This window comes from Sphingopyxis sp. SCN 67-31 (genome assembly GCF_001725095.1).
The window spans coordinates 25,904-48,202 of record NZ_MEFH01000062.1 but is presented as its reverse complement, the minus strand read 5'-3'; the positions used below and the strand labels follow the sequence as shown (position 1 = coordinate 48,202).

Here is a 22,299-nt window from a genome sequence, read left to right as displayed (position 1 = left end):
TTGTTATGACTAGACATAATAACGGATCAGGCGGAGGGCAATGGCCGATCGACTGTGGATCAATGCGCGGGTCGCGACGATGGGTGACGATGGTCTCGGCATCATCGAGCGCGGCGCCGTCGCGGCCGAGGGCGGGCGGATAGGCTTCGTCGGGCCGCAGGCGGACGCGCCGACAGGCGCGTGCGAGACGATGGACTGCGAGGGGCGCTGGATCACCCCCGGCCTGATCGATTGCCACACCCACCTTGTCCACGCCGGGACGCGCGCCGCCGAATGGCGGATGCGGCTGGCGGGCGCGCGTTACGAGGAGATTGCGGCGGCGGGCGGCGGCATCGTCTCGACCGTGCAGGCGGTGCGTGCGGCGAGCGAGGCCGATCTGGTCGCGGCGTCGCTGCCGCGGCTCGACGCGATGCTCGCCGACGGGGTGACGACGGTCGAGGTCAAGTCGGGCTATGGCCTGTCGCTCGACGACGAACTGCGGATGCTGCGTGCGGCGAAGGCGCTGGCGGCGGCGCGGCCGGTGCGCGTCGCGGCGACCTTCCTCGGCGCGCACAGCGTTCCGCCGGAGTATAAGGGGCGCGCCGACGACTATGTCGCGCTCGTCTGCGACGCGATGATCCCGGCGGTGGCGGGGCTTGCCGACGCGGTCGACGTCTATTGCGACACGGTCGGTTTCACCCCCGCGCAGACCGAGCGCGTGCTGGTCGCGGCGAAGGCGGCCGGGCTGCCGGTCAAGATTCACGCGGAACAGCTTTCGGACCAGCATGGCGCGGCGCTCGCGGCGCGATACGGGGCGCTGTCGGCCGACCATCTCGAACATCTGGGCGCCGACGGGATCGCCGCGATGGCGGCGGCGGGCAGCGTCGCGGTGCTGCTGCCCGGCGCCTATTATTTCCTGCGCGACGAAACGAAGCCGCCGGTCGCGGCGCTCGTGGCCGCGGGAGTGCCGCTGGCGGTCGCGACCGACTGCAATCCGGGCACGTCGCCACTCACCTCGCTACGCCTGGCGATGAACATGGCGGCGACTTTGTTCGGACTGACGGTCGAGCAATGCTGGCTCGGCGTCACGCGCCACGCGGCGCGCGCGCTGGGGCTGAGCGGGCGGGTGGGGACGCTGGAAGTCGGCAAGGATTGCGACCTCGCGATCTGGTCGGTCGAGACGCTGGCCGAGGTTCCCTATCACATGGGGATGAGCCCGCTGCACGCCCGCGTCTTTCAGGGGCATATGTTTCAGGGGAACGGGCGATGACGACGATGCTGACGCCGGGCGCGGTGACGCTTTCGCAATGGCACGCCATCTATCGCGGCGACGCGCCGCCGCTCGACCCGTCGTGCATGGCGCGCGTCGACGCGGGGGCGGCGGCGGTCGCGCGCATCCTCGCGCGCCAGCGGCCGGTCTATGGCATCAACACCGGCTTCGGAAAGCTGGCGAGCGTGCGCATCGCCGATGACGAACTGAACGCGCTTCAGCGCAACATCATTCTCAGCCATTCGGCCGGGGTGGGCGACCCCGCGCCCGCAGCCGTCGTGCGGCTGATGCTGGCGCTCAAGCTCGCCAGCCTTGCGCAGGGCGCCTCGGGCGTGCGGCGCGAGACGGTGCAGATGCTCGATGCGATGCTCGCGCGCGACTGCCTGCCCGTGGTGCCGTGCCAGGGGTCGGTCGGCGCGAGCGGTGACCTCGCGCCGCTGGCGCACATGGCGGCGGCGATGATGGGGGTGGGCGAGATCGACTGGCAAGGCCGGCGGATGCCCGCCGCCGACGCGCTGCGCGCCGCCGACCTGCCGATCCTGACACCGGGACCGAAGGAAGGGTTGGCGCTGCTCAACGGGACGCAATTCTCGTGCGCCTATGCGCTCGCCGGGCTGTTCGAGGCCGACCGGCTGTTCCGCGCAGCGCTACTCACCGGCGCGCTGTCGACCGAAGCGGCGAAGGGCACCGACGCGCCTTTCGACCCGCGCATCCACGCCCTGCGCCGCCATCGCGGGCAGGTTGAGGTCGCGGCGGCGCTGCGCGCGCTGATGACCGATTCGGGGATCCGCGCCTCGCACCGCGACGACGATCCGCGCGTGCAGGACCCCTATTGCCTGCGTTGCCAGCCGCAGGTGATGGGCGCCGCGCTCGACGTGCTGCGGCAGGCGGCGGCGACGCTGGAGGACGAGGCGAACGGCGTCTCCGACAATCCGCTGATCTTCCCCGACACCGACGAGGCGCTGTCGGGCGGCAATTTCCACGCCGAGCCCGTCGCCTTCGCCGCCGACATGATCGCGCTCGCGATCTGCGAGATCGGCTCGATCGCCGAACGCCGCGTCGCGATGCTCGTCGATCCGGCGCTGTCGGGGCTTCCCGCCTTCCTGACCGCGCATCCGGGGCTCAACTCGGGCTTCATGATCCCGCAGGTCACGGCGGCGGCGCTCGTTTCGGAGAACAAGCAGTGCGCCTATCCGGCGAGCGTCGATTCGATCCCGACCTCGGCGAACCAGGAGGATCATGTGTCGATGGCGGCGCACGGCGCGCGGCGGCTGCTCGCGATGGCGGCGAACGCGCAGAACGTTATCGGTATCGAACTGCTCGCTGCGGCGCAGGGCTGCGACTTTCATGTCGGGCTGCGCGCGTCGGAGGCGCTCGAACGGGTGCGCGCGCGGCTGCGCCGCGACGTGCCGGGGCTCGGCGAGGATCGCTATTTCGCCAGCGACATGGCGGCCGCGACGGCGCTGGTCAGGGGCGATGCGCTGGCGGAGGCGGCGGGTGTCGCCCTGCCGGGCGTGATGCGATGAGCGGCGACTGGCTTCGCATCGCGCGCGGGGAGGCGCCACTGATCCTGTGCTTTCCGCACGGCGGCACGGCGATCCCCGAAGCGCTGGCGGCGCGGTTCGTGTCGCCGTGGCTCGCGCGCAAGGACGCCGACTGGTGGATCGAGGCGCTCTACGGTTTCGGCGCGGAACTCGGCGCGACGACGATCGCGACCGATATCTCGCGCAGCGTCATCGACATGAACCGCGACCCGAGCGGCGCCTCGCTCTATCCGGGGCAGGCGACGACCGAGCTGTGCCCGACGACGAGTTTCGACGGCGAGCCGCTCTATCGTGGCGATCCGCCCGGCGCGGACGAGATCGAGCGGCGCACGGCGACATGGTTCGCGCCCTATCACGCGGCGATCGAGGCGGAGATCGCGCGGCTGCGCGCCGTCCATCCGGCGGTCGTCGTCTATGACTGCCATTCGATCCGCAGCCATGTGCCGCGGCTGTTCGACGGCGAGCTGCCGCAGTTCAACATCGGCACCAACAGCGGGCGAAGCTGCGCGCGCGCCCTCGCCGACGCGGTCGAGGCGGTGTGCGCGGCGAGCGGCTTCGGCCATGTCCGCGACGGCCGCTTCAAGGGCGGCTGGACGACGCGGCATTACGGCCGCCCCGAAGCGGGCGTGCACGCGATCCAGATGGAGCTCGCCTGCCGCGGCTACATGACCGAGCCCGCTTCGCCCGACGAGAGCAATTGGCCCAGCCCGCTCGACGCCGATCCCGCGATCCTGCCGACGCTGCGGCAGGCGATCGCCGCCGTGCTCGATTTCGCGAAAGGATGCCCATGAACCGCCTCGACAACAGCCGCATCATCCGCCCCGCCACCGGTACCGGCCTGTCCGCGAAAAGCTGGCTGACCGAAGCGCCGCTGCGGATGCTGATGAACAATCTGCACCCCGACGTCGCCGAGCGGCCCGAGGAGCTGGTCGTCTATGGCGGCATCGGCCGCGCGGCGCGCGACTGGGAAAGCTATGACCGCATCGTCGCGGCACTGCGCCGGCTCGAGGACGACCAGACCTTGCTCGTCCAGTCGGGCAAGCCGGTCGGCATCTTCCGCACCCACGCCGACGCGCCGCGCGTGCTGATCGCGAACAGCAACCTCGTCCCGCACTGGGCGACGTGGGAGCATTTCAACGAACTCGACCGGCGCGGGCTCGCCATGTACGGACAGATGACCGCCGGGTCGTGGATCTACATCGGCAGCCAGGGCATCGTGCAGGGCACCTACGAGACGTTCGTCGAGATGGGGCGCCAGCATTATGGCGGCGACCTGTCGGGCCGCTGGCTGCTCACCGCCGGGCTCGGCGGCATGGGCGGCGCGCAGCCGCTCGCCGCGGTGATGGCGGGCGCCTCGTGCCTCGCGATCGAATGCCAGCCGAGCCGGATCGAGATGCGGCTGCGCACCGGCTATCTCGACCACCGCGCCGACACGATCGAAGAGGCGCTGGCGATCATCGAAGCAAGCTGCGCGGACCGGAAGCCGGTTTCGGTCGGCCTGCTCGGCAATGCCGCCGAAATCCTGCCCGACCTGTTCGCGCGCGGCGTGCGCCCCGACCTGCTCACCGACCAGACCTCGGCGCACGATCCGGTGAACGGCTATTGCCCCGCCGGCTGGAGCGTCGCCGAGTGGGCCAGTAAGCGCGATAGCGACCCGCAGGCGGTGGCGCGGGCGGCCAAGGCGTCGATGGCGACGCACGTCCGCGCGATGCTCGATTTCCACGCCGCGGGGGTGCCGACCACCGACTATGGCAACAATATCCGGCAGATGGCGAAGGACGAGGGCGTCGACAATGCCTTCGATTTCCCGGGCTTCGTCCCCGCCTATATCCGCCCGCTCTTCTGCCGCGGCGTCGGCCCGTTCCGCTGGGCGGCGCTGTCGGGCGATCCCGAGGACATCTATCGCACCGACGCCAGGGTGAAGGAACTGCTGCCGGACGACGCGCATCTTCACACCTGGCTCGACATGGCGCGCGAGCGGATCCAGTTTCAGGGTCTGCCGGCGCGCATCTGCTGGGTCGGACTCGGCGACCGCCACCGGCTCGGCCTCGCGTTCAACGAGATGGTCGCGAGGGGCGAGCTCAAGGCGCCGGTGGTGATCGGCCGCGATCACCTCGATTCGGGGTCGGTGGCGAGTCCCAACCGCGAGACCGAGGCGATGAATGACGGCACCGACGCGGTGTCCGACTGGCCGCTGCTCAACGCGCTGCTCAACACCGCGAGCGGGGCGACCTGGGTGTCGCTGCACCATGGCGGCGGCGTCGGCATGGGCTATTCGCAGCACGCGGGCATGGTGATCGTCGCCGACGGCAGCGAGGCGGCGGCGAAGCGGCTCGAACGCGTGCTGTGGAACGATCCCGCGACCGGCGTGATGCGCCATGCCGATGCGGGATACGAAATCGCGATCGACTGCGCGCGCGAAAAGGGCCTCGACCTGCCGTCGCTGGCCTGAGGCGACGCTTGCGCATCTGCCGATCTCTGCTGGCTTTGGTTAGAGCGACGCGCGTGAAATCTGCACCACCCTTTCTGCCGTTCGTGCTGAGCTTGTCGAAGCACCGTCCTTCTTCTTGCGGCGCCTGACAGAAAGAACGGCCCTTCGACAAGCTCAGGGCAAACGGTGCATATTTAAGGCACGATGCACTAATCCATGCCGTCCTTGCGAGCGGCGAAGCCGCGCGGCAACCCAGAGCAGGCGTAAACCGCCCTGGATTACTTCCCCCGGATCATGTCCGGGGTCGCAGTGACGCGGTCCAACTGCATCACCATGGCTAACGCGCTTCAGGCCGGGCCGCGCACGTCCCCTCCGGCGCCGCTGCGGAACCAGTCGGTCAACCGGCGGCACGCCTCTTCGACCAGTTCGGCGCTCAGCGCGTAGCTGAAGCGGATGAAGCGATGGCCGTTCACGGGGTCGAAATCGATCCCCGGCGCGGTGGCGAGCGCGGTGTCGGCGAGCAGCCGCTTGCAGAAGGCCATGCTGTCGTCGGTCAGGTGCGCGATCGACGCATAGACATAGAAGGCGCCGTCCGACGGCGCGATATCGGTGATGCCGAGACCGGCGAGGGTGGCGAGCAGCCGCTCGCGATTGCGGCGATAGACGTCGACGCGCGCGTCGAGTTCGGGCTCGCAGTCGAACGCCGCGAGCGCGGCGTGCTGGCTGAGCGCAGGGGGCGACAGGAAGAGGTTGCCGGCGCGCGCCCGCGCGGCGTCGACCAGTGCCTCGGGACAGATCACCCAGCCGAGCCGCCACCCCGGCATGCCATAATATTTGGAGAAGCTGTTGATGACGAAGGCGTCGTCGTCATGGTTCAGGATCGACTGGGTCTCGATCCCGTAGCTCAGGCGATGATAGATTTCGTCGGAGATGATGCGGACGCCGCGCTCGCGGCACGCCGCCGCGATCTCCGCCAGTTCGTGCGGCGGGATGATCGTGCCCGTCGGATTGGCGGGGCTGGCGACGATCAGCCCGTCCGGCGCGGGCGCCGCCTCGCGGATGTGGCGCGCCGCGATCTGGAAGCGGTCGTTGGCGCCGCAGGCGATCTCGATCGGCGTCATCTCCAGCGCGCGCAGCGAATTGCGATAGGCGACATAGCCGGGCCGCGCGGTCATCACCCGGCTCCCCGCGCGAAAGCCGGTGAGCAGCGCGAGGACGAGCGCGGGCGACGCGCCGCAGGTCAGGACGATGCGCCGCGGCGCGACATCGACGCCATAGGCGGCGCGATAATGGCGCGAAATGCGTTCGCGCAGCGCCGCGCTTTCCCAATAGCCGAGCATGTCGCCGCTGCTCAGCACCTGCTGCGCGGCGGCGACCGCGCCCGCCGGCGCGCCCTCCGACGGCTGGCCGAATTCCATATGGATTACGGGGGCGCCGGCGGCGCGCATCTTCTGCGCGAGTTGGCTCAGCTCGATGGCGTGGAACGGTTCGATGGCGTCGGCGGTGCGCGGCTGGGTCATGGCGAAGGCTTGTGCCGCCTTGCCGGGCGAATGGCCAGCCCCTTGTGGCGTGGACGAGCAGGGGTGGATGGCAGGGAAATGCATGTTCCCCGGCGAATGCCGGGGTCCAGATGGCGTAGCGCTACCCAGTGTGGACCCCGGCGTTCGCCGGGGAGCGGTTCCTTTCCGGAAAAAGGGTACTGCCAAACTATCTCAGGAAGACGGATGCGGATTACGGCCTGTGGGGATTCGGGATTCGGCGTGCTGCACATCCTTCGTCATGCTGAACTCGTTTCAGCATCCATGGCCGGACTTCTCCTTTTTGCGCCGTCTTTCATTCGAGGGCAGACCATGATCCGCGTCCTATTCAGCCATCGCCGCTGCGGGGCTCGATCGCATAGTGGATCGGTTTGAAGCTACCGCCGCAACTGTCGTAGGCCGAGCAGGCGGTGAGCCCGACGATCAGGTCCGCGAGCGCCCGCAGGCGGATGAAGTCGCCCGGCCGGGTCGTCGGGGGCTCGACCCGGATCCTGCCGTCGGGGGCGACCGGCACGTTCATGAAGATATTGAAGGCGGTCGGAATCGCGTCGGCCGCGACGGCAAAGGGCGCGAGCGCCTCGGCGAGATTGCCGAAACAGCCGCGATGTACCGGCTTGTCCGGATAGAAATGGCGGAAGGTCGCCTCGCTGCACGGCGTCAGCAGGAAATCATGCGTGCCGACGCTGTCCTCGACGATCTCCAGCATCGGCCGCGACCGGTTCGACCACAGGCGATGGCCGGTGGTCAGCCGGATCGTCTCCTCATAATCGAACGTCCGGCCGTTCGACAGCGCCTCGCGCGGATCGTCGGCCATGAAGGCGAGCATGTCGCTGACCTGCCCGCCCTCCGGGTCGATGACCCGAAGGCTGTCGCCGCGGGCGAGCCGGAAGGCGGTGCCGCTGCGCGGCGGGATTTCGGTTATCATGCGCCGGCCCTCGGGTCGTGGAACGGGCAGGCCCAGTCTTCCTCGACGGCGCGGCCGCTGTACTGCGCCGCTTCGCTCGCCTCGCCGTGGCGGGCGAGCATCGGGTTGATGCTGCCCGCAAGCTGCTCGTCGCGCGCGAGGATGCGCTCGCGCATCCGTTCGTAGCGCCCTTCGGCGCGCAGCCGTTCGAACTGGTCGTGGAGGTTGAAGACGAGCACCGGCCGGCGGAAGCGGCGCGCGGGGCGCGAAGCGCGCGGATGGAGGCCGATGACGAAAAAGGCCTCGCCGCCGAAGCTCAGCGAAAAATGGGGATGGTCGGGGTCGGCATGGACGCGCGGGTCGTAAGGCAGGCCTTTCCAGGCGTCCTTGTCGGCGAGCGACTGGATGCGCTCCCACAGCGCCGTCTCGAACGCCGGCTCGTCGAGATCGCCGGGGCCGTGGAAGATCACCGCGAGGCTGCGGAAACCCGCCGGGTCGTCCTTGTAGGCGCGCGCCCATTCGAGCAGCTCGCGGTGAATCTGCAGGTCGTTCCAGCCGCTGGTCAGGTCGTGCGCCTCGACGATCCGCAGCATGTCGTTCGCCAGCGCGGATTTCGCGCCGACGCAGGGGAAATCGGGGGCGCCGACGAAAGTCCGGAATCGGCGGGAAAGATCGGTTTCGGGGGGCGCCGCAATGATACTGGTTTCCATGGTGCGGAAAACGCGGCAGAAAAGAATAAGCTGCATCGGCCGATCGGCGAATCTAGGGTCAGGACCCACTAATTTCGCGATCGAGGTTTGAAGCGATTTTGCACAGGGCGAGGAGGAAAGGCGTAGGAATATGAATATATTTCAAGACTTTTCGACGAAGCCATGGGCAAAATCGGTCAAATCGCGAAGCGACGCCGAAATGGCTTCGATCTCGGGCCCGCGCGGCCTTGCGGGTAGCGATGCTACCCGCTGCATCCGCCCGAACCTGATATCTTCGCCATTTCGACGCCTCGAACGCGAAATTAGTGGGTCCTGACCCTATATCTGGATTGTCATCCGGCCGTCTGCCGCATCGCGGCGGCGGCCGTGGTTTGAACTTGATCTGCGCCCCGCGATTGGGACACCATCGGCTATGCGCCCATCCTTCATCCTCGACCGCGACGGCGACGTCACGCTGCAGGATCAGATCCGCAAGGGCGTGATCGAACTGATGCGGTCGCAGGCGTGGCCGGCGGGGCATCGCCTGCCGTCCTCGCGTACCATGGCCCGGCTGCTCGGCGTCGCCCGCAACACGGTGACGATCGCCTATCAGCAGCTGGTCGCCGACGGGCATGTGGTGGCGCGCGAGCGAAGCGGCCTGTTCGTTTCGGGCGACCTGACCGCCGGGCGCAGCGGCTTCGGCGAGATCGCGGGCATCGCCGAGCGCGCGACCCCGAACGGATTGCCCTGGTCCGAGCGTCTGCCGCGCCTGCCGGCGCTGCCCAGGCCGCGCCCCGCCAACTGGCAGCAATATCGCTATCCCTTCCTCGACGGCTGTTTCGACGACAGCCTGTTCCCCGCCGACGAGTGGCGCGAGGCGGCCAGCCTGTCGCTGAAGCGGCGGCAGATCGCTTCCTGGTCGGGAATCGCCGACGACGATGCCGCGCTGGTCGAGGAAATCCGTACCAAGATTCTGCCGCGACGCGGCATCTATGCCCGGCCCGACGAGATATTGCTCACGCTGGGAACGCAGCATGCGCGCCTGCTGGCGCTCGAACTCTTCTGCGCCGAGGGAAGCCGCGTCGCGGTCGAGGACCCCGGTCCGTTCGAACTGCGCGCGCTGATCGAGGCGCGTCGCGGCGAGGTGGTGCTCCAGCCGGTCGACGCCGACGGCATCGTCACCGACGCGCGGCTTGCAAGCTGCGACCTGGCGGTGGTGACGCCCAGCCATCAGTTGCCGACCGGCGCTACGCTGTCGCTCGACCGGCGCCGCGAGTTGCTCGCCGCCGCGGAGGCGCACGACCTGATCGTCGTCGAGGATGATTTCGAATGCGAGACCAATTATCTCGACCAGGATTTTCCCGCGATGCGCAGCATGGACGGCGGCAGCCGCGTCGTCTATATCGCCGGGCTTGCCAAGGTGCTCGATCCCGGCCTGCGGCTCGGCTTCATGGTCGCCGATCGCGAGGTCGTGGCGCATCTGCGCGAATTGCGTCGGCTGTCGGTCAAACAGCCGCCGCCGAACAATCAGCGCGCCGCCGCGCAGTTCCTGTCGCTCGGTCATTATGATTCGATGATGCGGCGCATCGGGCGCGAGTTCCGGGTGCGCCAGATGGCGCTGCGCGATGCGCTCAACCACTATCTGCCGCGCTCGATCGCGATCCAGCCGGTGCGTGGCGGGACGACGATGTGGGTGCGCGGTCCCGACGGCCTCGACGTCGCCGAGCTGGCCGCGGCGGCCGAACGCCGCGGGGTGCTGTTCGAGCGGGTCGATCCCTATTATGCCGGCAGTCCGCCGCCGGCGCTGTTCCGGCTCGGCGTCACCAGCCTGCCGGCCGACCGCATCCGGCCCGGCGTCGCGGCGCTGACCGCGGCGCTCAACGACGTGCTGGAGAAGAAGGCCGATCCGCTGCCGATCCTGACCGGCCGGGCGCTGCGCCGCAAAATGAGCGGCGCGCGGCTCGATTGCCGGACCATCTATGGCGATCCCTGCACCATATTGCTGCTGCCCGACGGCACGATGACCGGGTGCGCCGGCCATGCCGACGAAGACGTCGACACGGGGCGCTGGTGGATCGAGGGCGACCGCTGGCATCGCCAATGGCAGAGCTGGTCCTATGGCGAGGCGGCCGCCTTCCACGTCGCGGTCGAGGGCGACGTCATCCAGTGGCTGGACCCCGGCCACCGCGTTGTCGACTGGGCGGTGATCGGACGCATCGGCAATCTGGCACCATCCTGATTTCCAAACTGGACCTATCGTAAGGCGGGCCCGGGAGGCACCATGATAACCGGACGCGCCCCGATCGGCGCGCCGGGGAGGATCATGACTCATTTCGCGATCGCCGGACTGCAACTGGCCCTGCCGCGCGGCGACAATCTGGACCGCATTGCCGAGGAAATCCGCCTCGTCCGCCGCCGTTTCGGCTGGGTCGACATGGTGGTGCTGGGCGAACTGTCCTGCTTCGGCCCGGCCACCGCGCACGCGCAGCCGCTGCCCGGCCCGGCCGAGGACGCCTTCGCCGCGATGGCGCGCGAGCATGGGCTGTGGCTGGTCAACGGATCGCTGTTCGAACGCGACGGCGATGCGATCTACAACACGACCAGCGTCTTCGCCCCCGACGGCAGCATCGCGGCGCGGCACCGCAAAATCTATCCCTTCTATCCCTATGAAGAAGGGGTGACGGGCGGCGGCGAGCCGACCGTATTCGACGTTCCGGGCGTCGGGCGCTTCGGGCTCGCCATCTGCTACGACATCTGGTTTCCCGAGGTCGTGCGCTCGCTGATCTGGCGCGGGGCGGAGGTGATCCTCAACCCGGTGATGACCAACACGATCGACCGCGACGTCGAACTGTCGATCGTCCGCGCCGCCGCGGCGACCAACCAGGCCTATGTCGTGTCGGTCAACGTCGCGGGCGACCTCGGCTATGGGCGCTCGTGCGTCGCGGGGCCGGGCGGCGAGATGATCCACGAGGCGGGGCAGGGGCGCGAGGTCATCGCCGTCGACCTCGACCTCGATCATGTCCGCCGCTGTCGCGAGCGCGGCTGGCACGGTCTCGGCCAGCCGCTCAAGAGCCTTCGCGACGGCCCGCAGCATTTCGAGGCCTATGACCGCGGCCCCGCCGCTTCGCCGGCTCTCCAGGCACTCGGTCCGCTCGTCCAGCCCATGTCTTCGACCGGCAAGGATGGCGCCGGCGCGTCCATAATGACACACAAGGGGGTAAAGTCATGACCAACCATATGCGACTATTGGCGACGACATCGCTCGCCTGCACGGGATTGCTGGCGGTGCTGCCGGCGCCAGCCTTCGCTCAGGAGGCAGGAGCCGCGAGCGACGACACCGACATCGTCGTCACCGCGACGCGCCGCGAGGCGCGGACGATCGACATTCCGTACAATATCTCGGCGGTCGGCGGCGAGAGGATCGACGCGAACCAGACGCGCGACCAAGCCGAACTCCTCCGCTCGATCCCCGGCGTCGCGGTCGTCGATCGCGGCCGGCGCAACGCGGGCGTCATCAACACGGTGACGATCCGCGGCGTCAACGTCGATAGCGCCGCGCTCGGCGATTATGCCGTCTCGGGCATCTCGCCGGTGTCGACCTATGTCAACGACACGCCGCTGTTCGCCGCCTATCTGCTCAAGGACCTCGACCGGGTCGAGGTGCTGCGCGGACCGCAGGGCACGCTCTATGGGTCGGGTGCGCTCGGCGGCACGGTGCGCTACATCCTGAAGAAGCCGGTGCTCGGCCGCTTCGAAGGGCGCGTCACCGGCGGCGTCAGCAGCGTCAAGGGATCGGACGGCATCGGCTACGAGGCGGACGTCGTGCTCAACGTGCCGCTGGGCGAGACCTTCGCGATCCGTGCGGTCGGCAGCCGCCAGCATTATCCGGGGCTTACCGACTATGTGAACGTCTACAAGCTCGATGGCGACGGCATCCCGACCGCGCCGGCGGGCGTGCTGGCGCCCGACGCCGAATATCGCCGCGTCAAGGATGCCGACTTCGTCCATGTCTGGTACGGCCGCATCGCCGCGCTGTGGCAGCCGAGCGACGCCGTCGACGTGACGCTGACCTATAACCATCAGGAAGACAAGGTCGGCGGTCGCCGCCAGATCACGCGCGGCCTCGACGGCTATGGCGAGGCGTATCGGGGGTATCAGAACGGTTCGGTCCAGCTCGAACCGTCGAACCGCAACGTCGATTCGGTCGCGCTCGAGGCGAATGTCGACCTGGGCTTCGCGACGCTGACCTCCAGTTCCTCATGGTACGAGCATGAGGGCGACAGTGTCAGCGAGAATACCGGCTTCTATGCCAAGGCGGGTTTCCTCGCTTTCTATTACAACTATCCGCGCCCGATGGCGTCGGCGGTGCGCGGCTATCGCGACAAGAGCTTCGTGCAGGAACTGCGGCTGGTGTCGAAGGGCGGCGGGCCGCTCGATTATGTGGTCGGCGCCTATTACCAGGACCAGAAGCTCTTTTCGTCGCAGGACAGCTATCTGCGCGGTTTCAAGCGCTGGTGGGACGCCGCGACGGGCCTGACTGCCGCGGTCGCGGGCGATCAGGATTTCTTCTATCGCCGGCACGAGAATTTCAAGGATCGCGCCCTGTTCGGCGAGCTGACCTGGCATGTCACCGATACGGTCGATCTGACCGGCGGGGTGCGCTATTTCTGGAACAAGGCGCGCAACGACACCTCGATCGACATTCCGATCTTTCCCTCGCTGTCGCAGCCGACCGACGCGACCTTCCGCACCAGCGAGGACAAGGCGCTGTTCAAGGGCAATCTGTCATGGAAATTCGCCGACCGCGGTCTGCTCTATGCCACGGTGTCGCAGGGCTATCGCCGAGGCGGGTCGAACGCCGTGCCGACGATCGGCCGCTATGCCGAGGACCCGTCGTGGCAGCAGTACAAGTCGGACACGCTGATCAACTACGAGGTCGGCGTGAAGGGCGGCGTCGGCGGGCTCACCTACAACCTCGACGCCTTCTATATCGACTGGAAGGACATCCAGCTCAACACAGCGACGCCGGTCTGGGGTTTCTACGTCGTCCAGAACGGCGGCAAGGCGCGCTCGCAGGGCATCGAGGCGCAGGTCGAGGGCCGGTCGGGCGGCTTCCACTATGCGCTCGGCTACACCTATGTCGACGCGAAGCTGACGCGCGACTTCTTCTCCCCCGACCCCAGCCGCACATTGATCGGGCGCGACGGCGACCGGTTGCCCGGTTCGGCGCGCCACATCCTGACCGGCAGTGCCGATTACAGCTTCGACCTGGGCGACGACACCAGCCTGACGCTGCGCGGCGACGGCTTCTATCAGTCGTCGACGCGCAACGCGATCAGCACCTCGCCCAAGTTCAACGTGCGTCTGCCGGGCTTCTCGATCTGGAACGCCTCGGCGACTTTGCGCAAGGGCCCTTATGGGCTGACGCTGTTCGTCAAGAATCTGTTCAATGCGGACGGCGTCACGGGCATCTTCACCGAAGCCTATATGGGGACGTCGCCGGGGCAGGGCTATTACGGCAACGGATCGAAGGATATGATCACGCTACCGCGCACCGTCGGCCTGTCGGCGGACGTGCGTTTCTGACGCTCATGGCGCCGCCCGCCGCTCCTCCTTCCCGCGCTCGTCCCGGCGATTTCGACGCCGGGCTGGCGCGGGCGAGGGAGGCGGCGCTGGGCGGACGCTACCGCGAGGCGCGCACGATCCTCGCCGCCATCGAGGAACGCGCGTGGGACAACCCCCGCGACCTGCGCCGTCTTGCCGAATATCACGGTCATATGAACCGGCCGGTCGAGGCCGAGCGCTGTTGCGCCCGTGCGGTCGAACTGGCGCCGGACGATGCGCGGGCGCACTACGATCTCGCCGCGGCGTCGATCGCGATCGGCCGGATCGATGCGGCGGAGGCACATTTCGACCGGGTGATCGCGGCCGATCCGCGCGACTGGGACGCATGGGCCAACCGCTCGACGCTGCGCCGCGCGACGGCGGAGCGCAACCATGTCGCGGCGCTGGATCGCGCGATGGCGGCGGCGGGGCGCGACGCGGAAGCGCGCATCGCGCTCGGCCATGCGCTGGCGAAGGAACTCGAGGACCTTGGCGACCATGACCGGGCGTTCTCGGTTCTGAAGGCGGCCGCCGATGCGCGGCGCGCGCGCCTGTCCTATCGCGTTGCAGACGATGTCGCGACGATGGCGGGAATCGCCGACGCCTTTTCGGCCGAACGCCTGCGCGGCGCACCGCCACCGGCCGCCGAGCCGGGGCCGATCTTCATTCTCGGCCTGCCGCGCAGCGGGACGACGCTGGTCGACCGCATCCTCTCGTCGCACAGCCGCGTCGCAAGCCTCGGCGAAATTCAGGATTTCGCGCTCGCGCTGGTCGAGGGGGCGGGAACGGCGCAGGGCAAGGCCGACCTCATTCGCCGCAGCGCCGCGATGGACCATGCCGCGCTCGGCCGCGCCTATCGCGCGCGCATCGCCGAGCGCGATCCGGACGCGCCGTTCGCGATCGACAAGACGCCGCTCAATTGCCTCTATATCGGGCTGATCGCGCTCGCGCTGCCCGACGCGCGCATCGTCCATGTCCGGCGCGGAGCGATGGACGGCTGCTATGCGATGTACAAGACCCTGTTCCGCATGGGCTATCCGTTCAGCTACGACCTTGGCGACCTCGCCGCCTATCGCATCGCCCACGAACGGCTGATGAACCATTGGCGGGCCGCGCTGCCCGGCCGGATGATCGAGATCGACTATGAGGCGCTGATCGCCGACCAGGAAGGCGAAAGCCGGCGTCTCGTCGCGGCGTGCGGGCTCGACTGGGAGGATGGCTGCCTCGATTTTCACCGCAATCCCGCGCCCGTCGCGACCGCGAGCGCGGTGCAGGTGCGCGCGCCGATCCACGACCGTTCGGTCGGCCTCTGGCGGCGCTATGAGGCCGGGCTCACGCCCCTCGCCGACGCATTGCGCGGCGCCGGTATTCCGCTGGATTACGGACGATGAGATATTGGCCGCTGATCCTCGTCGCGCTCGCGGCGCCCGGCAGCGCGGCGGCCGAGGAACTGCTGCGCAGCGACTTCCAGCAGGGCAGCGCCGACCCGTGGCGCGCGGCGGGCGCGGGCGACGTGCGGCTGACGAGTTTCGAGGGCAATGTCTCGATGCGCCTCACCGCCGGCGCGAGCGCGCAGGTCGCGGTGCCGGTCGAGGGCAAACGCCGCCTGTATGTGAATGCGAAGATCGCCGCCGACGCGCTCGACGACACCGCCGCCTGCATGGCCGAAGCCTCGCGCGATGATGGCGCGACATGGACGCCGATCCTTTCGGTCGGCAAGGCGCGTGCCGATGCGGTGACGCTGTGGCCGGGCGGACAAGCGCTCGCCGACGGCGGGGAAGGGCTTGGTGGCGGCCTGCTGCTTCGCCTGTCGGCGCAGGGGAAGCGCGCGACCTGCTGGTTCGACGATGTGGTGGTGACGGGCGTTGCCCGGGCCGAAACCTCCGACACGCGGCAGGCGCTGGGCCGCGACGTGTTGTTCGCAGGCACGGGGTTCGACCGTCTGGTTGATCTGTCGGCCTTTGCGCCCACCGCCGATGCCGCGCCGCCGCAGGCGAATTTTACCGGCCGCCTGCATCTGACGGGCGCGGCGATGGCGGGCTTTCGCCTGATCGCCGAGAAAAAGGGCTATGAACGCGGCGATACGATCCGCTCGCTGCCCGACCTTGCCCTCGATCTCGTCCAGCACGGCGATGCGCTGATCCCCGCGCAGCGCGGACTGATCGCCTCGAACCATCCTGACTGGAACTGGATCGTCGAGCCCGGCCGCGTCTGGTCCGAGCCCGGTGACGGCGGGCTGGCCCGCGCCGCGCTGCCCTTTGCATTGCAGGAGCGCAATGCCAACTGCACGCACAACGGGATGCTGACCTTCCTGTTCGGCGCGGACGGAACGGTGAGCAAGGCCGCCTTTGAGATCGCGAGCGAGACCTGCCGCTACCGCAAGTTCGACGCCTGGGGCTTCGTCGCGGCGCGCGCTGCGCCGGGCGCGGTCGCCGATGCCGAGGCGATCGTCCGGCGGCACGAAGCGGTCGTCGCGGCGCGGCTTCCGGTGCGGCCGGTCGAGGCACTGCCCGACGCGCTGGCGCTCGCCACCGCCGCGGGATCGGAGCCGACCGTCTATGGCGCGGTGGTGGACGGCATCCATTACCGCAGCGCCTGCGTGACGCGTCATGGCGACTATCCGGCGTGCGAGGTCATCGACCTGCCGTCCTATTCGACCGCCAAGTCGCTGTTCGGCGGCGTGGCGCTGATGCGGCTCGAAAAACTCTATCCGGGTAGCGCCGGGGCGAGTATCGCCGCCTATGTCCCCGCCTGCGCGCGCGGCTGGGCGGGCGTGACGCTCGAGCAGGCGCTCGACATGACGACCGGCCGTTATCGCTCGGCCGCCTATATGGTCGACGAAGACGACCCGTCGATCGCCGGTTTCTTCGAGCCCGCCGACCATGCGGCGAAGATCGCCTTCGCCTGTACCCATTATCCGCGCAAGGCGCCGCCGGGCGGCAAATGGGTCTATCATACCTCGGACACCTATCTGCTCGGTACCGCGATGGCCGCGATCCTGCGCGAGAAGCGCGGCGCGCAGGCCGATCTCTACGACGATCTCGTCCGGCCGCTGTGGGATGACCTCGAGCTCAGCCCGACGCTGTCGACGACGCGGCGGACCGAGGATGCGGCGGCGCAGCCCTTCGTCGGCTGGGGGCTGACCTATCAGCCCGACGACATCGCGCGGCTGTCGCGCTGGCTGATGCAGGGGGCGGGCGGGCTGCTCGATCGGCGCCTGCTCGACGCGGCGATGCAGCGCGCGCCGAAGGGCGGCGGGCTTCCGGCGGGTTTTCCCGGCTTCCGCTACCGCGCCGGCTTCTGGGCGCGCGAGATGGGCGCGAAGCAAGGTTGCGCCGCGCCGCTCTGGGTTCCCGCCATGTCGGGGTTCGGCGGCATTTCGGTCGCGATGCTGCCTGGCCGTGACGCGCTCTTCTACAGCTTCGGCGACAGCGATCATTGGGACTGGGGTCCCGCCGCCGTGGCGCTGGCCGGAAAGGATGCGCCATGCGGCTGACCGATACGCTGCCGAAGGTGGCGCCCGACGGCCTGCCCGCCGCTGTGCTGCTGTCCTTCCTCGCCACCGCCGGGCTTTTCTACGTCAACATCATGGCGGCGCTCGTCACCGGCCTGTCGGACGGGCTGGGGATCAAGCCCGCGAGCGCGGGGCTGATCGCATCGGCCAATGTCTATGGGGCTGCGGTCGGGGCGCTGGCGGCGGTGTTCCTGATCCGGCGCATCCCGTGGCGTGTTGCCGCAACGGCGGCGCTGCTCGGCCTGATCGCCATCGACCTCGTCTCGACCCGCGTCGTGTCGGTGCCGTGGCTCACAGCCTTGCGCGCCTGTCATGGGATCGTCGGCGGGCTGCTCGTCGGGGTCGCCTTCGCGGTGATCGCGCGCACCCGTTCGCCCGACCGTGTGTTCGGGATGCTGCTTGTCGTGCAGTTCGGGATTGGCGGCATCGGCCTGTGGGCATTGCCGTCGCTGGTTCCGCATTATGGCACCGCGATCCTGTTCCTCGCACTCGCCGCCTTCAGCCTCGCGACGCTGGCTATGCTGCCCTTCCTGCCCGCCTATCCCGTTGCGACGGAGAGCGGCGTGACCGCCGCGCCCGCGCCGATCGCACGGCGCCCGCTCGCCGCGACGCTCGCCGCCATCTTTCTGTTCCAGGCGGGCAATATGGGTCTCGCCGCCTTCATCATTGGGCTGGGGCGCAACGCGGGCCTGTCGCAGGATTTCATCGGGCCGACGCTTGCCGCCGCCAACTGGCTCGGCGCGCTGGGGTCGATCCTCGTTGTTGCGATGGGCGCGCGCTTCGGGCGGGCGAAGCCGATCCTCGGCTCGATCGCGGTGACCTTGCTGTTCACCGCCGCCTTCTGGCGCTCCGATCTCGCCGTCGTCTATGTCGCCGCCAACATCGGCTCGGCGATCGTGTGGGCCTTCACCATCCCCTATCTGCTCGGCCTTGCCGCCGCTTTCGACAAGGTCGGGCGGACCGCCGCGCTCGGCGGCTTCTGTTCGAAGCTCGGCCTGGCGAGCGGGCCGCTGCTGACCGGCCTGCTGCTCGATCGCGGCGGCTATCCGCTGACGATCGGGGCCGCGGTGCTGCTGTTGCTGCTGAGCGGACTTGCGGCGGCCTGGCCCGCCCGGCTGCTCGACCGCGCCGCCCCTTCCCAAGATTGATCCCAAACCAACGAGGTCCAACGATGAGCCAGAATGCCCTTCTTTTGTCGCGCCGTGTCGCCGCCGTCCCGCAGGGGGTCGCCACCGCGACGCCGCTGTTCGCGGAGCGTGCCGAAAATGCCGAGCTGTGGGATGCCGACGGCGCGCGCTACATCGACTTTGCCGGCGGCATCGCGGTGCTCAACGTCGGCCATTGCCATCCGCGCGTGATCGCGGCGGTGCGCGACCAGCTCGACCTTTATACTCACACCGCCTTTCAGGTCGTCGCCTATGAACCCTATGTCGCGCTGTGCGAGCGGCTGAACGCCCTGGCGCCCATCGCGGGGCCCGCCAAGACGATCCTGTTCACGACCGGGGCCGAAGCGGTCGAGAATGCGGTGAAGATCGCGCGCGCCGCGACCGGGCGGCCGGGCGTGATCGCCTTCGGCGGGGGCTTCCACGGCCGCACGCTGCTCACCATGGCGATGACGGGCAAGGTGCTGCCCTACAAGCGCAGCTTCGGCCCGCTGCCGGGCGAGGTGTTCCACCTGCCGTTTCCGATCGCGCACTACGGTGTCGGCGTCGAGGATAGCCTGCGCGCGCTGTCGCTGCTGTTCGCCGCCGACATCGAGCCGTCGCGCGTCGCCGCGATCATCGTCGAGCCGGTGCAGGGCGAGGGCGGCTTCCACATGGCACCGCCCGAATTGCTTCAGGCGCTGCGCCGTATCTGCGACGAGCATGGCATCCTGCTGATCGCCGACGAGGTGCAGACCGGCTTCGCGCGCACCGGGCGGATGTTCGGGATCGAGCATGGTGGGGTCGAGCCCGACCTGATGACCGTCGCCAAGTCGCTCGCCGGCGGCTTCCCACTGTCGGGCGTGATCGGCCGCGCCGACATCATGGACGCGGCGCAGCCCGGCGGGCTCGGCGGCACCTATGCGGGGTCGCCCGTCGCCTGCGCGGCGGCGCTCGCGGTGCTCGACGTGATCGAGGAGGAAGGGCTGATCGCGCGGGCGAACGCCATCGGCGACCGGTTGCGGACGACTCTGGCGGCCTTCGCGGCGCGCAACGACCTTCTGCCCATCGGCCATGTCCGCGGCCCCGGCGCGATGGTCGCCTTCGACCTGCTCGCGGCGCGCGGCGGCGACGAACCCGACGGCGCGGCGGCGAAGCGCGTGACGGCGCGCGCCCTGGAGCGGGGGCTTGTACTGCTGAGCTGCGGTATCCATGGCGAAACCATCCGCCTGCTGATGCCGCTCACCGCGTCCGACGCGGTGATCGACGAGGGCATGGCGATATTGGAAGAGGCCTTGAGCGCATTATGAGCAACGCATGGACATTGACGCGCGGCGACCTGCTGCGGACCGAGGCTTTCGTCGGCGGCCGCTGGGTGGCGGGCGAACGCCGGCTGGCCGTCACCAACCCCGCGACCGGGGCGCTGATCGCCGAGGTCGCCGATACGACCGCCGCCGACACGCGCACCGCGATCGATGCGGCGGCGGCGGCGATGCCCGCCTGGGCGGCGATGCCGGCCAAGGCGCGCGCCGCGATCCTGCGCCGCTGGTTCGATCTGATCATGGCGAATCAGGAGGATCTCGCGCGGCTGATGACCGCCGAACAGGGCAAGCCGCTCGCCGAAAGCCGGGGCGAGATCGCCTATGCGGCCTCCTTCATCGAATGGTTCGCGGAGGAAGCGAAGCGTGTCTATGGCGATGTTATCCCCGCGACCCAGAACGGCCAGCGCATCCTCGTGCTCAAGCAACCGGTCGGCGTCGTCGCGGCGATCACGCCGTGGAACTTCCCCGCCGCGATGATCACCCGCAAGGTCGGTCCGGCGCTCGCCGCGGGCTGCGGCATCGTCGTCAAGCCGGCGGCGCAGACGCCGCTGTCGGCGCTCGCGCTCGCGGTGCTGGCGGAGGAAGCCGGGCTGCCCACCGGCCTGCTGTCGATCGTCCCGACCAGCGATGCGCGCGGTGTCGGCGAAGAGATGACCGGCAACCCGCTGGTCCGCAAGCTCTCCTTCACCGGCTCGACCGAGATCGGCAAGCTGCTTTATCGCCAGTCAGCCGACACGGTGAAGAAGCTTGGTCTCGAACTCGGCGGCAACGCCCCTTTCATCGTCTTCGACGACGCCGATGTGGACGAAGCGGTGAAGGGCGCGATCGCCTCCAAATACCGCAACGCCGGGCAGACCTGCGTCTGCGCCAACCGTCTCTATGTGCAGGCGGGCATCCATGACGCATTCGTCGCGCGCCTCGCCGACGCGGTGCGGGCGCTGAAGGTCGGCGATGGCGCGGTGCCGGGGATCGAGGTCGGCCCGCTGATCGAGGAAGCGGCGGTCGAAAAGGTCGAACGGCATATCGCCGACGCGACTGCAAAGGGAGCCCGGGTCGTCTGCGGCGGCGCGCGCTCGGCGCTCGGCGGCACCTTTTTCGAACCGACGCTGCTTGTCGAGGTCACGGCGGCGATGGCGGTGGCGCAGGAGGAAACCTTCGGCCCGCTGGCGCCGGTTTTCCGTTTCGAGGACGAGGCTGACGTCGTCGCGCAGGCAAACGACACGCGCTTCGGCCTTGCCGCCTATTTCTATGCGCGCGACCTCGCGCGCGTCTGGCGCGTTGCGGAGGCGCTCGAATATGGGATCGTCGGGGTCAACACCGGTCTGATCTCCACCGAGGTCGCGCCGTTCGGCGGGATCAAGGAATCGGGCGTCGGGCGCGAGGGGTCACGCTATGGGATCGACGATTATCTCGAGATCAAATATGTCTGCATGGGCCTGAATCCGGTCTGACCCTGGGGGACGATCGGTTCCGGTAAACGGAACGGCGGTTCGCGCTCAGTCGACCTTGGCGGCGTTGCGCGCGGCTTCGATCTGCCGTTCCTTTTCCACACGCGCCGTTTCGGCGCGGATCAGCTTGTCCGCCATCGCGCGCCAGGCGGCGGCTGCGCGCAGGCTGCGGTCGCGAACCTGCACCAGCTTGGTGCCGGCCGCATCGACATCGCATTTCTCGGCCTGTGTCAGGTAGAAATCGATCGTTGCGGACATCATCTGCTCCCTTGTTCGTGTGTCAATCAACCATGTCGGCGATCAGTCGCCGCAACTCGCGGCGCGACAGCGTCGGCGAACGGCGCGGGGCCGGACGCGGTGCGATCGCCTTGCCGGCGAGGGACAGACCCGCGAGGCGCGGGAAAATATTGTTATAAATCATTCTTTACTCTTGTTTATTCTGTAAGTCAGCGGCGCTTGCGCGCGCCGCCGCCGGGACCGCCGGGGCCGCGCTCGCGATAGACGATGCGGCCCTTGGTCAGGTCGTAGGGCGTCATTTCGACGCGGACCGAGTCGCCGACCACCGACCGGATGCGAAAGCGTCGCATCCGGCCAGCGGTATAGGCGATAAGGCGGTGATCATTTTCGAGCACGACGCCGAAACGGCCGTCGGGCAGGATTTCGTCGATCACGCCTTCGAAGGTCAGAAGCTCTTCTTTCGCCAAGGATCAGGCCTGCTGAAGGTTGATGGCCGATACCTTGCCGTTGCGGCCGGTTTCCAGTTCGTAGGAAAGGCGCTGGTCCTTGTTCAGGGTCGCCATTCCGGCGCGCTCGACGGCGGTGATATGGACGAAGCTGTCGCCCGAGCCGTCTTCATTCGAAATGAAGCCGTAACCCTTGTCGGTGTTGAAGAATTTGACGGTGCCGATCGGCAT

19 protein-coding genes are annotated in these 22,299 nt (G+C 68.7%); 12 read left to right on the top strand and 7 right to left on the bottom strand.

Annotated elements, in window-relative coordinates:
* Positions 1 to 40 precede the first annotated feature (40 nt).
* The 4 genes from hutI to hutU are packed head-to-tail and all read left to right on the top strand — an operon-like array spanning position 41 to position 5,245.
* Positions 41 to 1,249, top strand: a complete 1,209-nt coding sequence (hutI, locus tag ABS88_RS12625; protein ID WP_104959795.1) for an imidazolonepropionase — start codon at positions 41 to 43, stop codon at positions 1,247 to 1,249.
* Positions 1,246 to 2,775: a histidine ammonia-lyase gene (hutH, locus tag ABS88_RS12620; RefSeq protein WP_286749887.1), complete on the top strand. Its 1,530-nt coding sequence runs from the start codon at positions 1,246 to 1,248 to the stop codon at positions 2,773 to 2,775. Before hutI ends, hutH begins: the two co-directional genes overlap by 4 nt.
* Positions 2,772 to 3,584 carry an N-formylglutamate deformylase gene (gene hutG, locus ABS88_RS12615; RefSeq protein WP_076076403.1) on the top strand — a complete coding sequence of 271 codons (813 nt, stop codon included), beginning with the start codon at positions 2,772 to 2,774 and terminating at the stop codon, positions 3,582 to 3,584. The genes hutH and hutG overlap by 4 nt, the downstream gene beginning before the upstream one ends.
* The gene (hutU, locus tag ABS88_RS12610; protein WP_076076401.1) at positions 3,581 to 5,245 is read left to right on the top strand and encodes a urocanate hydratase; all 1,665 of its coding nucleotides are present in this window, start codon (positions 3,581 to 3,583) and stop codon (positions 5,243 to 5,245) included. The genes hutG and hutU overlap by 4 nt, the downstream gene beginning before the upstream one ends.
* A gap of 326 nt (positions 5,246 to 5,571) precedes the next feature.
* On the opposite strand, the gene ABS88_RS12605 is transcribed toward hutU, so the two are convergent.
* From ABS88_RS12605 to gntA, 3 genes are all read right to left on the bottom strand, one after another.
* On the bottom strand, positions 5,572 to 6,744 hold the full coding sequence (locus ABS88_RS12605; RefSeq protein ID WP_076076398.1) for a pyridoxal phosphate-dependent aminotransferase: 1,173 nt from the start codon (positions 6,742 to 6,744) through the stop codon (positions 5,572 to 5,574).
* 346 nt (positions 6,745 to 7,090) lie between these two features.
* Entirely contained in the window at positions 7,091 to 7,687 is a 597-nt protein-coding gene (locus tag ABS88_RS12600) for a DUF1989 domain-containing protein (RefSeq protein ID WP_076076396.1), read from the bottom strand.
* Positions 7,684 to 8,376, bottom strand: a complete 693-nt coding sequence (gntA, locus tag ABS88_RS12595; protein WP_076076393.1) for a guanitoxin biosynthesis heme-dependent pre-guanitoxin N-hydroxylase GntA — start codon at positions 8,374 to 8,376, stop codon at positions 7,684 to 7,686. Before gntA ends, ABS88_RS12600 begins: the two co-directional genes overlap by 4 nt.
* A 412-nt stretch (positions 8,377 to 8,788) precedes the next feature.
* Between gntA and ABS88_RS12590 the strand changes: the two genes are divergently transcribed.
* The 8 genes from ABS88_RS12590 to ABS88_RS12555 all read left to right on the top strand — a co-directional run bounded on the left by ABS88_RS12590 (position 8,789) and on the right by ABS88_RS12555 (position 21,388).
* Positions 8,789 to 10,594: an aminotransferase-like domain-containing protein gene (locus ABS88_RS12590; protein ID WP_083675135.1), complete on the top strand. Its 1,806-nt coding sequence runs from the start codon at positions 8,789 to 8,791 to the stop codon at positions 10,592 to 10,594.
* Between the two features lie 84 nt (positions 10,595 to 10,678).
* Positions 10,679 to 11,584, top strand: coding sequence for a carbon-nitrogen hydrolase family protein (locus ABS88_RS12585; RefSeq protein ID WP_104959794.1), 906 nt, complete (start codon positions 10,679 to 10,681; stop codon positions 11,582 to 11,584).
* Positions 11,581 to 13,941, top strand: a complete 2,361-nt coding sequence (locus ABS88_RS12580; RefSeq protein WP_076076388.1) for a TonB-dependent receptor — start codon at positions 11,581 to 11,583, stop codon at positions 13,939 to 13,941. The genes ABS88_RS12585 and ABS88_RS12580 overlap by 4 nt, the downstream gene beginning before the upstream one ends.
* A 5-nt stretch (positions 13,942 to 13,946) precedes the next feature.
* A complete protein-coding gene (locus ABS88_RS12575) occupies positions 13,947 to 15,350 on the top strand; it encodes a tetratricopeptide repeat-containing sulfotransferase family protein (protein ID WP_083675134.1) in 1,404 nt (467 codons plus the stop codon).
* Positions 15,347 to 17,455: a serine hydrolase gene (locus ABS88_RS12570; RefSeq protein WP_286749886.1), complete on the top strand. Its 2,109-nt coding sequence runs from the start codon at positions 15,347 to 15,349 to the stop codon at positions 17,453 to 17,455. Before ABS88_RS12575 ends, ABS88_RS12570 begins: the two co-directional genes overlap by 4 nt.
* Positions 17,446 to 18,621, top strand: a complete 1,176-nt coding sequence (locus tag ABS88_RS12565; RefSeq protein WP_076076382.1) for an MFS transporter — start codon at positions 17,446 to 17,448, stop codon at positions 18,619 to 18,621. Before ABS88_RS12570 ends, ABS88_RS12565 begins: the two co-directional genes overlap by 10 nt.
* A 23-nt stretch (positions 18,622 to 18,644) precedes the next feature.
* Positions 18,645 to 19,925 (top strand): 4-aminobutyrate--2-oxoglutarate transaminase, encoded by a 1,281-nt coding sequence (gabT, locus tag ABS88_RS12560; protein ID WP_104959793.1) that lies wholly within the window; start codon positions 18,645 to 18,647, stop codon positions 19,923 to 19,925.
* Entirely contained in the window at positions 19,922 to 21,388 is a 1,467-nt protein-coding gene (locus tag ABS88_RS12555) for an NAD-dependent succinate-semialdehyde dehydrogenase (protein ID WP_076076377.1), read from the top strand. Before gabT ends, ABS88_RS12555 begins: the two co-directional genes overlap by 4 nt.
* A gap of 45 nt (positions 21,389 to 21,433) precedes the next feature.
* On the opposite strand, the gene ABS88_RS12550 is transcribed toward ABS88_RS12555, so the two are convergent.
* Genes ABS88_RS12550 through ABS88_RS12535 form a run of 4 tightly spaced genes read right to left on the bottom strand, consistent with a single transcriptional unit; the run spans position 21,434 to position 22,299 of the window.
* A complete protein-coding gene (locus tag ABS88_RS12550) occupies positions 21,434 to 21,643 on the bottom strand; it encodes a hypothetical protein (protein WP_076078051.1) in 210 nt (69 codons plus the stop codon).
* Positions 21,644 to 21,665: 22 nt separating this feature from the next.
* Positions 21,666 to 21,806, bottom strand: coding sequence for a hypothetical protein (locus ABS88_RS12545; RefSeq protein ID WP_156482933.1), 141 nt, complete (start codon positions 21,804 to 21,806; stop codon positions 21,666 to 21,668).
* A gap of 25 nt (positions 21,807 to 21,831) precedes the next feature.
* Positions 21,832 to 22,089: a translation initiation factor IF-1 gene (gene infA, locus ABS88_RS12540; RefSeq protein WP_067105436.1), complete on the bottom strand. Its 258-nt coding sequence runs from the start codon at positions 22,087 to 22,089 to the stop codon at positions 21,832 to 21,834.
* A 3-nt stretch (positions 22,090 to 22,092) separates the two neighbouring features.
* Positions 22,093 to 22,299 (bottom strand): cold-shock protein, encoded by a 207-nt coding sequence (locus tag ABS88_RS12535; protein ID WP_067105435.1) that lies wholly within the window; start codon positions 22,297 to 22,299, stop codon positions 22,093 to 22,095.

What these genes read in the sequence shown, in the direction of transcription:
- hutI (WP_104959795.1), top strand. Translation starts at nt 41, where the DNA reads ATGGCCGATCGACTGTGGATCAATGCGCGGGTCGCGACGATGGGTGAC.
- hutH (WP_286749887.1), top strand. Translation starts at nt 1,246, where the DNA reads ATGACGACGATGCTGACGCCGGGCGCGGTGACGCTTTCGCAATGGCAC.
- hutG (WP_076076403.1), top strand. Translation starts at nt 2,772, where the DNA reads ATGAGCGGCGACTGGCTTCGCATCGCGCGCGGGGAGGCGCCACTGATC.
- hutU (WP_076076401.1), top strand. Translation starts at nt 3,581, where the DNA reads ATGAACCGCCTCGACAACAGCCGCATCATCCGCCCCGCCACCGGTACC.
- ABS88_RS12605 (WP_076076398.1), bottom strand. Translation starts at nt 6,744, where the DNA reads ATGACCCAGCCGCGCACCGCCGACGCCATCGAACCGTTCCACGCCATC.
- ABS88_RS12600 (WP_076076396.1), bottom strand. Translation starts at nt 7,687, where the DNA reads ATGATAACCGAAATCCCGCCGCGCAGCGGCACCGCCTTCCGGCTCGCC.
- gntA (WP_076076393.1), bottom strand. Translation starts at nt 8,376, where the DNA reads ATGGAAACCAGTATCATTGCGGCGCCCCCCGAAACCGATCTTTCCCGC.
- ABS88_RS12590 (WP_083675135.1), top strand. Translation starts at nt 8,789, where the DNA reads ATGCGCCCATCCTTCATCCTCGACCGCGACGGCGACGTCACGCTGCAG.
- ABS88_RS12585 (WP_104959794.1), top strand. Translation starts at nt 10,679, where the DNA reads ATGACTCATTTCGCGATCGCCGGACTGCAACTGGCCCTGCCGCGCGGC.
- ABS88_RS12580 (WP_076076388.1), top strand. Translation starts at nt 11,581, where the DNA reads ATGACCAACCATATGCGACTATTGGCGACGACATCGCTCGCCTGCACG.
- ABS88_RS12575 (WP_083675134.1), top strand. Translation starts at nt 13,947, where the DNA reads ATGGCGCCGCCCGCCGCTCCTCCTTCCCGCGCTCGTCCCGGCGATTTC.
- ABS88_RS12570 (WP_286749886.1), top strand. Translation starts at nt 15,347, where the DNA reads ATGAGATATTGGCCGCTGATCCTCGTCGCGCTCGCGGCGCCCGGCAGC.
- ABS88_RS12565 (WP_076076382.1), top strand. Translation starts at nt 17,446, where the DNA reads ATGCGGCTGACCGATACGCTGCCGAAGGTGGCGCCCGACGGCCTGCCC.
- gabT (WP_104959793.1), top strand. Translation starts at nt 18,645, where the DNA reads ATGAGCCAGAATGCCCTTCTTTTGTCGCGCCGTGTCGCCGCCGTCCCG.
- ABS88_RS12555 (WP_076076377.1), top strand. Translation starts at nt 19,922, where the DNA reads ATGAGCAACGCATGGACATTGACGCGCGGCGACCTGCTGCGGACCGAG.
- ABS88_RS12550 (WP_076078051.1), bottom strand. Translation starts at nt 21,643, where the DNA reads ATGTCCGCAACGATCGATTTCTACCTGACACAGGCCGAGAAATGCGAT.
- ABS88_RS12545 (WP_156482933.1), bottom strand. Translation starts at nt 21,806, where the DNA reads ATGATTTATAACAATATTTTCCCGCGCCTCGCGGGTCTGTCCCTCGCC.
- ABS88_RS12535 (WP_067105435.1), bottom strand. Translation starts at nt 22,299, where the DNA reads ATGCCGATCGGCACCGTCAAATTCTTCAACACCGACAAGGGTTACGGC.